The 13,310-nt window shown below is 63.1% G+C and carries 9 protein-coding genes; all 9 read right to left on the bottom strand.

Annotated features, from left to right (window positions below; all coding sequences use genetic code 11):
• Positions 1-180: 180 nt before the first annotated feature.
• Entirely contained in the window at positions 181-1,248 is a 1,068-nt protein-coding gene (locus FAZ21_RS12535; protein ID WP_136773782.1) for a porin, read from the bottom strand.
• A 287-nt stretch (positions 1,249-1,535) separates the two neighbouring features.
• On the bottom strand, positions 1,536-2,327 hold the full coding sequence (gene trpC / locus FAZ21_RS12530) for an indole-3-glycerol phosphate synthase TrpC (protein WP_136773781.1): 792 nt from the start codon (positions 2,325-2,327) through the stop codon (positions 1,536-1,538).
• 12 nt (positions 2,328-2,339) lie between these two features.
• Positions 2,340-3,368: an anthranilate phosphoribosyltransferase gene (gene trpD, locus FAZ21_RS12525; RefSeq protein WP_136773780.1), complete on the bottom strand. Its 1,029-nt coding sequence runs from the start codon at positions 3,366-3,368 to the stop codon at positions 2,340-2,342.
• Between the two features lie 134 nt (positions 3,369-3,502).
• On the bottom strand, positions 3,503-4,075 hold the full coding sequence (locus FAZ21_RS12520) for an aminodeoxychorismate/anthranilate synthase component II (RefSeq protein ID WP_136773779.1): 573 nt from the start codon (positions 4,073-4,075) through the stop codon (positions 3,503-3,505).
• A 26-nt stretch (positions 4,076-4,101) separates the two neighbouring features.
• Positions 4,102-5,571 (bottom strand): anthranilate synthase component I, encoded by a 1,470-nt coding sequence (trpE, locus tag FAZ21_RS12515; protein ID WP_211243450.1) that lies wholly within the window; start codon positions 5,569-5,571, stop codon positions 4,102-4,104.
• 261 nt (positions 5,572-5,832) lie between these two features.
• Positions 5,833-7,008, bottom strand: coding sequence for a murein transglycosylase A (gene mltA, locus FAZ21_RS12510; RefSeq protein WP_136773778.1), 1,176 nt, complete (start codon positions 7,006-7,008; stop codon positions 5,833-5,835).
• Positions 7,005-7,268, bottom strand: a complete 264-nt coding sequence (locus tag FAZ21_RS12505; protein ID WP_211243449.1) for a PhaM family polyhydroxyalkanoate granule multifunctional regulatory protein — start codon at positions 7,266-7,268, stop codon at positions 7,005-7,007. The genes mltA and FAZ21_RS12505 overlap by 4 nt, the downstream gene beginning before the upstream one ends.
• 10 nt (positions 7,269-7,278) lie before the next feature.
• Complete coding sequence (locus FAZ21_RS12500; RefSeq protein ID WP_136773777.1) at positions 7,279-9,549, bottom strand: NADP-dependent malic enzyme; 2,271 nt, start codon at positions 9,547-9,549, stop codon at positions 7,279-7,281.
• A gap of 252 nt (positions 9,550-9,801) precedes the next feature.
• Positions 9,802-13,239 (bottom strand): DNA polymerase III subunit alpha, encoded by a 3,438-nt coding sequence (dnaE, locus tag FAZ21_RS12495; protein WP_136773776.1) that lies wholly within the window; start codon positions 13,237-13,239, stop codon positions 9,802-9,804.
• Positions 13,240-13,310: the final 71 nt, after the last annotated feature.

The raw sequence follows: 13,310 nt of genomic DNA, 5'->3' as shown, positions 1-13,310 counted from the left end.
AGCGGCCGAGGCTGGCTGCTCGGCGTGTAACGTCGGGCTACATGGCGGGATGAGGGCGTTGCGGGCGACAAACCAGGGTGTGGTCCACCGGCGTGCCAGCACCGGCCTGGGGTGAGACGAAACGAAAAAAACGGGGAGCCGAAGCTCCCCGTTTCATGCACTGGCTGACCGGATTCTGGTTTAGAAGTCGGTACGCAGGCCCAGGGCGACGATGCTCAGATCGGTGCCGTTGATCATCTTGCGGGTGCCGTCGGCTTGCGCATCACCCAGGTTCGGACCTTCGGTCTTGAACTTGGCGTTGTCATCGTTGTTGACGTTGGTGTAGGTCAGGTAGATGCGCGATTGCTTGCTCAGGCTGTACTGAGCGCCGAGCGTGAATTGCTGAGCGCCGGAGTTGTCGACGTTATCCAGATCGTCGGCAACGATGTAGGCGCCCTGGAAGGCGAACTTGCCGGTCTTGTACAGCGCGGCGATGCCGTAGCTGTCCTGGTCGCCATCGACGGTGCCATTGTCGAAGTTCACGCGTTCCCACACTGCGGACAAGGTGACGCCCGAGAAGTTGACGCTGCCGCCGACCTGGATGCCGGTGTTTTGCGCGCCGGCGGCCTTGGTGCCCAGCTTGGTCTGGTCGTCGGCCAGCGCATAAGCCAGACCGAGGTTGAACACATCGGTGCTGTACGACGCAGCCACGGCGGCGGTCGTGGCATTCACGGTGTCGGTCTTGCCGGAGTCGAGGTTGTAGCTGGCCTTCACCTTGAAGCCATTCCAGTTCGGGCTGTCGTAAGCAATGATCTGTTCCTGACGATCACCCAGGCGGCGCAGCAGCTGATCCTTGCCGTAGTAGCTGGCGTCGTCGTTGAACACGGCTTCGAAGGCCGGCAGGTAATCGGCAGAGGCCAGCTTGTAGGCGTTGTCGCGCTTACCGAACATCAGGGTACCGAGTTCGCTGCTCTTGTAGCCGATGAAGGTGTTGCGCGAGCCCCAGGCGATGCTGGTGGAGCCTTCGCCGACATTGAAACGGTTTTCCAGATACCAGATCAGCGACGCGCCGCTGTCGAGCTTGTCTTCGCCCTTGAAATAGATGCGCGAGCTTTGATCGGCGATACGCGCGCCGGCATCTTGTTCGCTCTTGCCGCCGTAATCGACATAGTCGATCGCGCTGCGAACGCTACCGCCAATGGTGACTTCGGCAAAAGCGAGGGGAGTGGTAAACGCAGCCGCGAGGGCAATGGCGATCAGCTTTTTCATTTCAGGTTGTCTCCTGTTGTATTGAGGCGCCGCGCTGTGGCTGACACAGTACGGGCAGAGTCGGGGCAGTCATCGACGAGTAAGTCGATGACTGCACGCAGGCATGCTATCCGCGTTGTTTTTTTATCGCAAATAAGAATAAAGACTGTCGTTGTTATTCAAAAATATATGTATTTAAGAACGGCAACAGGGGGAGCATAGGGCGCGCGGATGACGCTTATATGACAACGCCCGCGAAGGCGGGCGTATAGGAGCTATCCCCTAAGGGGTGGCGAAACTGACAGGTTTTAGCGGAAAAACAAGGATTCAAGCGCCTTCCCGGGGGATGGCTGCCGCATGAATGCCTCGCCGACCAGAAAGGTATGCACCGAATTCTGTTGCATCAATGCAACATCTGCTGGCTGGAGAATGCCGCTTTCGGTGACGACGATGCGCTCGGAGGGAATGGCCGACAGCAAATCGAGGGTGGTCTGCAACGTGACGTCGAATGTGCGAAGGTTGCGGTTGTTGATGCCCACCAGCGGTGTTGCCAGTTGCAGCGCCAGATCGAGTTCGGCGCCATTGTGTACTTCCACCAGCACCGCCATGCCCAGCGCCTGGGCAATGGCTTCGAAATCGCGCATCTGCGGCAGCGACAACTCGGCCGCGATCAGCAGGATGCAATCCGCCCCCCAACTGCGCGCTTCGAACACCTGGTACTCATCGACCATGAAGTCTTTGCGCAACGCTGGCAGATCGCAGGCTGCCCGCGCGGCTTTCAGGTAGTCGGCCTCGCCCTGGAAGTACTGCCGGTCGGTCAGGACCGACAGGCAGGCCGCGCCGTGGGCCGCGTAGTCGGCGGCAATGGCGGGTGGGTCGAACTGTTCGCGAATCACGCCCTTGGAGGGGCTGGCTTTCTTGATCTCGGCGATCACGCCGGGCAGGCCACTGGCGTGTTTGGCACGCAGGGCGCCGATGAAATCGCGGGCGGGTGCGCTGGCTTCCGCCGCTTCGCGAATGGCGTGCAGCGGAATGGCAGCGCGGGCGGCGGCGACCTCTTCGTGTTTGGTCGCCCAGATTTTCTTCAGGATGTCGGACATGGTGTTCTTCGTCTATTTCGCGAGCGATTGGGTCAGGTTGACCAGCGCGTCCAGCCGCGCACGCGCGGCGCCACTGGCCAGGGCTTCATGGGCGGCATTGATGCCGTCTTCCAGCGATACCGTGACGTCGGCGGTGTAGATGGCGGCGCCGGCATTCAGCAGGACGATGTCGCGCGCCGGGCCCGCCTCATTGGCCAGCACGCGCTCGATGACCGCCATGGATTGCGCGGCATCGCCTGCGTGCAAGGCCTTGACGTCGCACAGCTCGAAGCCCAGGTCGCGTGGATCGATTTCATATTCTGTGATGTCGCCATCCTTCAGTTCGGCGACCTGCGTGCTGGCACAGAGCGAAATCTCGTCCAGCCCATCGCGGCCATGCACGATCATGACGTGCCTGGAACCCAACTGCTTGAGCACGCGGGCCTGGATGCCGACGAGATCGGGGTGGAAAACGCCCATCAACTGGTTGTCGGCGCCGGCCGGGTTGGTCAGCGGGCCAAGGATGTTGAAGATGGTGCGTACGCCCAGTTCGCGGCGGATCGGCGCGACGTACTTCATCGCGGGGTGATAGTTGGGCGCGAACATGAAGCCGATACCCACGGCATCGATACAGTGGCCGACCTGCTCCGGCGTCAGGTTGAGGGAGACGCCCAGCGCTTCCAGTACGTCGGCCGAGCCACTGGACGAGGAGACCGATCGTCCGCCGTGCTTGCAGACCTTGACCCCCGCGGCCGCAGCGACAAAGGCGGCACAGGTGGAGATGTTGAAGGTGTGGGCGCCATCACCGCCGGTACCACAGGTATCCACCAGGTGGCGGCGGTCCTGCACCTGCACCGGCGTGGCGAATTCGCGCATGACGGTGGCCGACGCGGCGATTTCGGAAACGCTTTCCACCTTGGTGCGCAGCCCCATCAGCAATGCGGAGGTCTGCACCGGCGTCAGCTCGCCGGTCATGATCTGCCGCATCAGGTGCAGCATTTCGTCGTAGAACAGTTCGTTGCTGTCGATCAAGCGGTTGAGTGCGGCCTGGACGGTAATCATGAGTCCTGTTCCTTGGTTCTGTCGTATCAGTTGGCGGCCCGCAGCCGGTTTTCCGGACGAAGCGGGCGCTCAGGCGAAGGGCACAGTGGGACGCAAGCGCCACATGGGTGGCACGCTGCCCCACCGTGGCGGCGTCAGGCCCATTCCCGCAGGAAGTTGTCCAGCATCTGGTGGCCGTGTTCGGTCAGGATCGATTCCGGGTGGAACTGTACCCCTTCGATGGCCAGCGTCTTGTGCCGCACGCCCATGATTTCGCCGTCTTCCGTCCAGGCCGTGACATCGAGGCAGTCGGGCAGGCTGTCGCGGGCAATGGCCAGCGAGTGATAGCGGGTGACGGTGAACGGCGAGGGGAGATCCTTGAAGACGCCCACTCCGGTGTGTTCGATGGGGGAAACCTTTCCATGCATCAAGGTCTGTGCGTGGACGATCCGTCCACCGAACGCCTGGCCGATGGATTGATGGCCCAGGCACACGCCCAGGATGGGCAACCTGCCGGCGAAGTGCTGGATCGCGGCGACGGAGATGCCTGCTTCGGTGGGGGAGCAGGGGCCGGGTGATACGACCAGGTACTTCGGTTGCAGCGCTTCGATCTGTTCCAGCGTGATCTCGTCGTTGCGATAGACGTGCACGTCCTGGCCCAGCTCGCCAAAGTACTGCACCAGATTGTAGGTAAAGCTGTCGAAGTTATCGATCATCAGCAGGGACATGGCAGGATTCCTTGTATCTGTGTGGGTCAGGCATCGAGCCCGCGTTGAACCAGCTCGGCGGCGCGCAACACGGCGCGTGCCTTGTTCAACGTTTCCTGCCACTCGCTCTCTGGCACCGAGTCGGCGACGATGCCGGCGCCGGCCTGCATGTAGAGGGTTGCATTCTTGACGACGGCGGTACGCAGTGCGATGGCGACGTCCATGTCGCCATTGAATCCCAGGTAGCCCACCGCGCCGGAATAAACGCCACGCTTGGTGGGTTCCAGTTCGTCGATGATCTCCATCGCGCGCACCTTGGGCGCGCCGGACACGGTGCCGGCGGGGAAGGTGGCGCGCAGTACGTCCACCGCGTTTTGTCCCTGCTTCAGATGGGCTTCCACGCTGGAGACGATATGCATCACGTGCGAGTAACGCTCGATGATCATCTTGTCCACCAGCTTGACCGAGCCGGTCTGCGCCACGCGCCCGGCATCGTTGCGGCCCAGATCGATCAGCATCACGTGCTCGGCGATTTCCTTGGCGTCGGCCAGGAGTTCGGTTGCCAGTGCTTCGTCCTCATCGCGGGTCTTGCCACGGGGGCGGGTGCCGGCGATGGGGCGGACGGTGACGGTCTCGCCTTCCAGCCGCACCAGGATTTCCGGCGAAGCGCCGACGATATGCATGTCGCCGAAGTGGTAGAAGAACATGTAGGGCGAGGGATTGATCGAGCGTAGCGAGCGGTACAGCGCCAGCGGATCCTGCTCGAACGGTACGGTCATGCGCTGTGCCAGCACCACCTGCATCACGTCGCCGTCGCGGATGTACTCCTTGGCCTTCAGTACCGCATCCTTGAACGGCTGCTCGCCGAACTCCGACTGCGGAACGCCGACGTTCGCCGCAGGGCCACATAGCGGCGGGCGCACCGGCTCGCGCAACTGGATCCGCAGTTCGAGCAGGCGGGATTCCGCACGGTCGTAGGCGTCCGGCTGCGACGGGTCGGCATAGACCACCAGGAACAGCTTGCCCGACAGGTTATCCACCACCACCAGTTCTTCGGACAGCAGCAACTGGATGTCGGGGGCGCCGATCGGGTCGGGCTTGTTGCTCGCGGCCAGCTTCTTTTCGATGTAGCCGATGGTCTCGTAGCCGAAATACCCGACCAGCCCGCCGAGGAAGCGCGGCAGGCCTGGCAGTTGCGGCGCTTTGAAACGCGCCTGGAATTCGGCGATGAAATCGAGCGGGTTGCCGTCGTGGCTTTCGACCGACTGGTCGTCGCGAATGACTTCCACATGACGACCCACGACTTTTAGTCGGGTACGGGCCGGCAGGCCGATGAAGGAATAGCGTCCAAAACGTTCGCCACCCACCACCGACTCCAGCAGGTAGGAATAGGGGCGGTTGGCCAGCTTCAGGTAGACCGACAGGGGGGTATCGAGATCGGCGAAAAGTTCGAGAACCAGGGGTACGCGGTTGTAGCCCTGCGCAGCAAGCGCTGCGAATTGCTCACGGGAAATCATGATGACTCCTAACGAAACTGGATCAATGCAAAAAGCGGTCGGCTGGAAGGGTTACCAGCGACGCCATCGCCATTCGAGCCAGATTTCGGTGGAGTGAAACGCCATGATGGGGAGCGGACAAAGAAAATTGGGATAAGTCCGCATCTTGCCCAAGCGGGGCGGGGTGGTCAACTTGCCGACCGGCCCCGCCGTGTCCGGTACAACACGCGGTGGCATGCACGGTGCTGGATGGTGGCATGCGGGATGGCAGGAGGCCGTCGTTCAGGGCTCCTGATGGTCGGGGGGCGGCGCATCCCTGGGCCAGAGCAGCCAGAGCTGGCCATCCTGCTTCATCCGGCCGGCCAGTTCGCCAGCGGCATCGCCCTTGCCCCAGAAGAAATCGGCGCGTACCTTCCCCGCGATGGCCCCGCCGGTATCCTGCGCGGCCATCAGGCGATGAACCTTGCTGCGGTCGTCCGGCCGGGTGGTGGCGATGAACATCAGGCTGCCGAGCGGCACGGTTCGTGGATCGATGGCCAGGCTATAGCCGGCGGTGAGCGGCACGCCCTGCGCGCCGATGGGACCGTCGTCGGACGGCGGCAGCGCGCGGAAGAACACAAAGCTCGGGTTGCTGGCGAGCAGTTCCGGTATGCGCTGCGGGTTCTGCGTGGCCCAGGTGCGGATCGATTGCATCGAGACTGCACTGGCGGGCAGCAGTTGCTGTGTTACCAGCCAGCGCCCCACCGGCTTGTAAGGCCGGCCGTTCTGATCGGCGTAGCCCAGGCGCAACTCGCTGCCGTCGGCCAGCCTGACCCGGCCCGAACCCTGGATCTGCATGAATTGCAGATCGACCGGATCGGTTAGCCAGGCCAGTACGGGGGCTTCCAGTCCCGCACGCTGGATGGTGCCGGCGTCCGGGTAGGGGACGAGCTTGCGCCCTTCCAGCCGTCCGCGCAGGCGCTTGCCCTTCAGTTCGGGATACACCTCCGCCAGATCCACGGTGATCAGGTCGTCCGGCTGCCCGTAGACCGGCACATTGGCGGTGGCCGTGCGGCTCAGGCTACCTGGATAGACCGGCTCGTAATAGCCGGTGATCAAGCCTTGTTCGCTGCCGTCCTGGTTGATCAACTGGTAGGGCGCGAGGCGTCCCTGGACGAAGTTGCGGATGGTGACGGCATCGGGCGCCAGGGTTTTCGCCTCGGCGCAGACGTCCTTGAGCGCCGTGCTCCGGGCCTTGGCGCAGCCATTGCGCCAGGCATTGAAGCCGGCGACGAGATCGCCGTCGCTTACGTCGGGCAACGCGGACCACGCCACCGGGCGATAGGTCGGGTGCGGAGTGGGTGTCGGTGCGGGGCCCGGCGTCGGCGTGACAGGTTGCGTGCCGGGGGGCGTGGTGGTGCAGGCGGCCAGCGCCAGCAGCAGCGCCGACAGCGCCAGGGAGGAGGAAAGCTTGGTCATCCGCGTTCGTCGTGATCGCCGCCTTTTGGTTCCAGTCCCTGCTTGAACGCGGCTAGCCCGGCCTTTTGCAATTCCAGTGTCTTCACCGTCATTTGCAGCATGCCCACCTGCATGGTCAGCCATTGCTCGATGGTGCGCATCTCGATGATCTTGCGATCGATTTCCTCTTCGGTCAGCGGCGGCATGAACGGGTTGGCGGCTCCCGGTTTCCAGAATTGGTTGAAGAAGCCGAATGGATCATTGGGGTTGAATTCGCTCATGATTCGTTCCTCAGTTTTGGGTTGCCGCCTCGACGGCCGCCAGCGCGGCCATATTGACGATACGCCGCACCGAAGCCGTTGGGGTAAGGATATGTGCCGGCGCGGCGATGCCCAGCAGAATGGGACCAATGGTCACGCCGTCGCCCGCCGAGATCTTCAGCAGGTTGAACGAAATGTTGGCGGCATCGATATTGGGCATGACCAGGATGTTCGCCTCGCCCTTCAGGGTGGAATTCGGAAACACCTGCGCGCGAATCTCCGCCGATAGCGCGGCATCGCCGTGCATTTCGCCATCCACTTCCAGATCGGGCGCACGTTCGCGCACCAGGGCCAGCGCCGTCTGCATTTTGCGCGCCGACGCACTGTCCAGGGTGCCGAAGCTGGAGTGGCTCAGTAGCGCCACCTTGGGCTGAATGCCGAACTTGCGCACGGTGTTGGCCGCCATCACCGTGATCTCGGCCAGTTGCTCTGCGGTCGGGTCCTGGTTGACGTAGGTATCGACGATGAAGATGTTGCCGTTGGTCATCAGCAGCGCATTCATCGCGGCGGTGGTACTGACGCCGGCTTCGCGCCCCAGCACATTGTGCAGGTACCAGTGATGGCGGTGGTACTGGCCATGGGTGCCGCAGATCAATGCATCCGCCTCGCCGCGCCGGACCATCAGCGCGCCGATCAGCGTGGTCTTGCCGCGTACTTCCGCCCGCGCCAGTTCTTCGGAGACGCCACGGCGCTCCATGATCTGGTGATAGAGCGTCCAGTAATCGCGGTAACGCGGGTCGTCCTCCGGATTGCAGATCTCGAAGTCGACACCGGCCTTGATCCGCAGGCCGAGTTGTTCGATACGCAGTTCGATCACGCGTGGCCGGCCGATCAGGATGGGGTAGGCCAGCTTCAGGTCGACCACTTCCTGCACCGCATGCAGTACGCGCGGGTCTTCTCCTTCGCAGAACGCTACGCGCTTCTGTGCCTTGCGCGCCGTGATGAAGACCGGGCGCATGAACAGGTTGGATTTGTAGACGAACTGGGTCAGTTCCTCGGCATAGGTGGCGAAGTCTTCGATGGGGCGCGTGGCCACGCCGGCTTCCATGGCGGCGCGCGCCACCGCGGGCGCGATCTTCACGATCAGGCGCGGATCGAATGGCTTGGGAATCAGGTAGTCGGGGCCGAACTTCAGGTTCTGCCCGACGTAGGCGTCGGCCACCACGTCCGATTGTTCGGCCATGGCCAGGTCGGCGATCGCATCCACCGCCGCCTGTTTCATGCTTTCGGTGATGGTGGTCGCCCCCACGTCGAGCGCGCCCCGGAACATGAACGGGAAGCACAGGACATTGTTGACCTGGTTGGGGTAGTCGGAACGACCGGTGCAGACGATGGCATCGGGCCGCGCGGCCCGTGCTTCGGGCGGGGTGATCTCGGGGTCGGGGTTGGCCAGTGCCAGGATCAGCGGATGGTCCGCCATGCGGGTGACCATCTCTGCGCTGACCAGCCCGGCGCCCGACAGGCCGAGAAAAATGTCGGTGCCGTCGATGGCGTCGGCCAGCGTGCGATGCGGTGTTTCGCGTGCGTAGCGCTGCTTGGTTTCATCCAGCCCCGTGCGGCCGCTGTGGATCACGCCCTTGGAATCGCAGACGAGCACGTTTTCCCGGCGGATGCCCAGCGATACCAGCAGGTCCAGGCAGGCGATGGCCGCGGCGCCGGCGCCGCTGGCCACCAGTCTGACGGTGGCGATGTCCTTGCCCACCAGACGCAGGCCGTTCTTGACGGCCGCGCCGACGATGATGGCGGTGCCGTGCTGGTCGTCGTGGAACACCGGGATCTTCATCCGCTCGCGCAGCTTGCGTTCCACGTAGAAGCATTCCGGGGCCTTGATGTCTTCCAGGTTGATGCCGCCGAAGGTGGGCTCCAGCGCCGCGATGATTTCCACCAGTTTCTCGGGGTCTTTCTGTTCGATCTCGATATCGAAGACATCGATCCCGGCAAATTTCTTGAAGAGTACCCCCTTGCCTTCCATCACCGGCTTGCCCGCCAGCGGGCCGATGTCGCCCAGGCCGAGCACGGCGGTGCCGTTGGAGACGACGGCCACCAGATTGCCGCGCGCGGTGAGGTTCCGTGCTTCGGCCGGGTCTTCGACGATGGCCATGCAGGCGGCGGCAACCCCGGGGGAATATGCCAGCGCGAGGTCACGCTGGCTCGACAGCCCCTTGGTGGGCACGACCTGGATTTTGCCGGGGCGGGGCAGGCGATGATACTCGAGCGCTTTTTTCTTCAGTTCTTCATCCATGGAAGACATCCTCATCGCCGTTGGGGGACGTGCCAGATGACCGACACGCTTCAGAAGTTCATGTGGTTTCTCAAGAATGCTGGACGGCGGAATGGGCGATTACAAGCTAGGGTTTTGCCGGATGGGGCCGCTTGAAGCGCGCCCGTGGCGATAGGGGTCAGGCAGGGGCTGACCAGCGCGAGGCAAGTGTGGGATGCGTCACTGCCTGACCATCGCGACCCGGTGCCGGATCGCGATGGTGTGGCAGGCGGGCTAGAAGCGCACGACGATGCTTTCGGCGCCAAACCCCTGCTTCAGCGTATCGATCAGTTCCTCGTGCAGGGTGACGCGCCAGTCGTCGGACAGGCGCAACTGGCATTGCGCGCCGTCGGTGCGGTAGTCGATCTCCACCGGGCAGCGCCCGCCGGTGTAGTCGGCCAGCAGGCTTTGCAGTCTGGCAGCGTCGGCGTTGCCATTGAGCGAGATCGACAAGGCACGCGCGAACTGGCTGCGCGCTTCGGCGACATCCATCACCGCATCGGCCACGACCCGGATGCCACCATTGAAGCGATCCTCGCTGACCTTGCCGAGCACCATCAGCAGGGTGTCGTCCTTCAGCTTGGTACGGTTTTCCTCGAAGACCTCGGAAAACAACGAGACCTCGATGCGGGCATTGCCATCGTCCAGCGTGACGAACGCCATGCGGCCGCGATCGCCATTCTTGATGCGGATGCCTGAAACGATGCCGGCCAGGTACTGTAGTTCCTTGCGGGGCTCCAGCCGGTCCAGCCGTGTCTTGAGGAAGCTGCGGATGCCGCGCGCGTGCGCATCGAACGGATGGCCCGACAGATAGAAGCCGATGGCGGATTTTTCCTCCGCCAGCTTGATCTTGTCGTCCCAGAGCGGTACTTCGATGATCTCGACCGTGGGGACGGCGGAAGGCTCGAACACGTCGAACAGGCTGCCCTGGTTGACGTTGGCGGCTTCGGTCTCCGCCAGGCTCATCGCCTGCTCGACATTGGCCAGCAGGCGCGCGCGGTGGCCATCAATGGCATCGAAGGCGCCCCCCCGGATCAGAGCCTCGATGACGCGCTTGTTCACTTCCTTCTTGTCGGTACGGCGGCAGAAATCGTAGAGGTCGGTGAAGGGGCCGTTGGCCTCGCGTTCAGTGACGATCATGTTGACCGCGCTCTCGCCCACGCCCTTCACCGCGCCCAGCGCATAGCGGATCTCGCGCGGGCCCACCGGGACGAAGCGGTAGAAGCTGGCGTTGACGTCCGGCGGCAGGAGCTTGAGGCGGTTCTTCTCGACGCAGTCGTCGTAGAACACCTTGAGCTGGTCGGTGTTATCCAGTTCCGAGCTCATGGTCGCGGCCATGAACGCCGCGGTGTGGTGCGCCTTGAGCCAGGCGGTGTGGTAGCTGACCACTGCGTAGGCGGCCGTGTGCGACTTGTTGAAGCCGTACTCGGCGAATTTGGTCATCAGGTCGAACAGATGCTCGGCCAGCGCGGGATCGTAGCCTTTTCGGGCTGCGCCTTCGGCGATGGTGGCACGGTGCTTGGCCATCTCCTCCGGCTTTTTCTTGCCCATCGCACGACGCAGCATGTCGGCGCCGCCCAGCGTATAGCCGCCGATGATCTGCGAGATCTGCATCACCTGTTCCTGGTACACGATCACCCCGTAGGTGGGGTCCAGGCAGGCGGTGAGGTCGGGGTGGAAGTAGTCGACGGCTTCCAGCCCCTTCTTGCGGTTGATGAAGGTATCGACCATGCCGGAACCCAGCGGCCCCGGGCGATACAACGCCAGTACAGCGATGATGTCTTCGAAGCGGTCGGGCTGGAGCTTTTCCAGTAGCCGCTTCATGCCGTCCGATTCAACCTGGAACACGGCGGTGGTATTGCCGTCGCGGAAGACCTGGTAGGCGGCCTGGTCTTCGAAGCCCAGACTCATCAGGTCGAGCTTCTGCCCGGTCTGCTTTTCGATGTATTCCAGCGCCAGTTCGATAATGGTCAGGTTGCGCAAACCCAAAAAGTCGAACTTCACCAGGCCGATCTGTTCGACGTCGTCCTTGTCCAGCATCGAAACCGGGGACGCCTCGGCGCCGCTGGCCTGATAGACGGGGCAGAAATCGGTGATCTTGCCGGGAGCGATCAGCACGCCGCCCGCGTGCATGCCGATGTTGCGGGTCAGGCCTTCCAGTGTCTTGGCCAGCTCCCACAGCTCCTTGACCTCATCCTCGTTGCGCACGCGCTCGGCCAGTTCCGGCACCATCTCCACCGCGTCGTCCAGCGAATACTGCTTGCCGGGCGCTGCCGGGATCATCTTGGACAGCCCGTCGCAGAACATATAGGGCAGATCGAGCACGCGCCCGACGTCGCGCACCACGGCCTTGGCGGCCATGGTGCCGAAGGTGGCGATCTGGCTGACCGCCTCGGCACCATATTTCTCGCGCACGTATTCGATCACGCGCCAGCGGTTGTCCTGGCAGAAGTCGATGTCGAAGTCGGGCATCGATACCCGCTCGGGGTTCAGGAAGCGCTCGAACAGCAGTGCGTAGGCGGTCGGGTCGATATCGGTGATGCCCAGGCTGTACGCGACCAGCGAGCCGGCACCCGAGCCCCGGCCCGGGCCGACCGGGCAGCCGTTGTGCTTGGCCCAGACGATGAAGTCCGCCACGATCAGGAAGTAGCCGGGGAAGCCCATCTGGATGATGGTGTCGGTCTCGAACTTCAGCCGGTCTTCGTAACGGGGCCGCTCTGCATCGCGTAACGCGGGGTCCGGGTACAGTTGCGCCAGCCGCTTTTCCAGGCCGGCCTTGGCTTCATGGATCAGGAAGTCGTCCAGCGTCATGCCGTCCGGTGTGGGGAAGTCCGGCAGGTAGTTCTTGCCCAACTGGATGTTGACGTTGCAGCGACGGGCGATCTGGACGGCATTGGTCAGCGCTTCGGGGACGTCGGCAAACAGTTCCGCCATCTCCTCGGTGCTCTTGAAATACTGTTCTTCCGTGAAATTGCGCGGGCGCCGCTTGTCGCCCACGACAAAACCTTCGGCGATACAGACCCGCGCCTCGTGCGCCTTGAAGTGGCTGGGTTCCATGAACTGGATCGGATGGGTCGCGACCACCGGCAGATCGAGGTCGGAGGCGATATCGAGATGCCCCTGAACCGATGTTTCGCACTCCGAACGCCCGGTACGCTGGAGCTCGAGATAAAAACTGCCGGGGAACTGGGCGGCCCACCACCGCGCGGCTTGCAGCGCGCCGTCGTAGTTGCCGTTGAGCAAAGCCTGGCCCAGCTCACCCAGGTAGGCGCCGGACAGGCAGATCAGATCCGCGTTGGATTTCGCTGCCAGCCATTCTTTCCTGATTTCCGCCCGTTCCCGATACTGGTTGAGGCGGTAGGCGTCGGTCAGCAGTTCGCACAACCGGCCGTAACCATCGCGATTCCTGGCGATGAGCAGCACTCGGAACGGCTTTTCGCGGTCTTCTTCGTTCTCGACCCAGGCGTCGAGACCAATGATGGGTTTGATGCCCGCACTGCGGCAGGCCTTGTACTGTTTGACCATGCCAAACAGGTTCATCAGGTCCGAAACGCCGAGGGCGGGCTGGCCCAGCGCCTTGGCGCGGTCGACGGCGTCGTCGATGCGGACGATGCCGTCCACGACGGAGAATTCGGAATGCAGGCGGAGATGGATGAAGGCGGGGGATTTCATCCGCGCATTCTACCCCAGCCCAGGGGGCTGAAAACCCGGTTCCGCACCCTCGATGACCTGCCGTGCCTTGT

It is taken from the genome of Chitiniphilus eburneus, assembly GCF_005048205.1.
Classification (GTDB): Bacteria; Pseudomonadota; Gammaproteobacteria; order Burkholderiales; family Chitinibacteraceae; genus Chitiniphilus; species Chitiniphilus eburneus.
The sequence above is the reverse complement of the archived record's forward strand: the minus strand, read 5'-3'. Positions and strand labels throughout refer to the sequence as shown.

Coding starts and splice junctions, on each gene's coding strand:
- FAZ21_RS12535 (WP_136773782.1), bottom strand. CDS start 1,248: ATGAAAAAGCTGATCGCCATTGCCCTCGCGGCTGCGTTTACCACTCCC.
- trpC (WP_136773781.1), bottom strand. CDS start 2,327: ATGTCCGACATCCTGAAGAAAATCTGGGCGACCAAACACGAAGAGGTC.
- trpD (WP_136773780.1), bottom strand. CDS start 3,368: ATGATTACCGTCCAGGCCGCACTCAACCGCTTGATCGACAGCAACGAA.
- FAZ21_RS12520 (WP_136773779.1), bottom strand. CDS start 4,075: ATGTCCCTGCTGATGATCGATAACTTCGACAGCTTTACCTACAATCTG.
- trpE (WP_211243450.1), bottom strand. CDS start 5,571: ATGATTTCCCGTGAGCAATTCGCAGCGCTTGCTGCGCAGGGCTACAAC.
- mltA (WP_136773778.1), bottom strand. CDS start 7,008: ATGACCAAGCTTTCCTCCTCCCTGGCGCTGTCGGCGCTGCTGCTGGCG.
- FAZ21_RS12505 (WP_211243449.1), bottom strand. CDS start 7,268: ATGAGCGAATTCAACCCCAATGATCCATTCGGCTTCTTCAACCAATTC.
- FAZ21_RS12500 (WP_136773777.1), bottom strand. CDS start 9,549: ATGGATGAAGAACTGAAGAAAAAAGCGCTCGAGTATCATCGCCTGCCC.
- dnaE (WP_136773776.1), bottom strand. CDS start 13,239: ATGAAATCCCCCGCCTTCATCCATCTCCGCCTGCATTCCGAATTCTCC.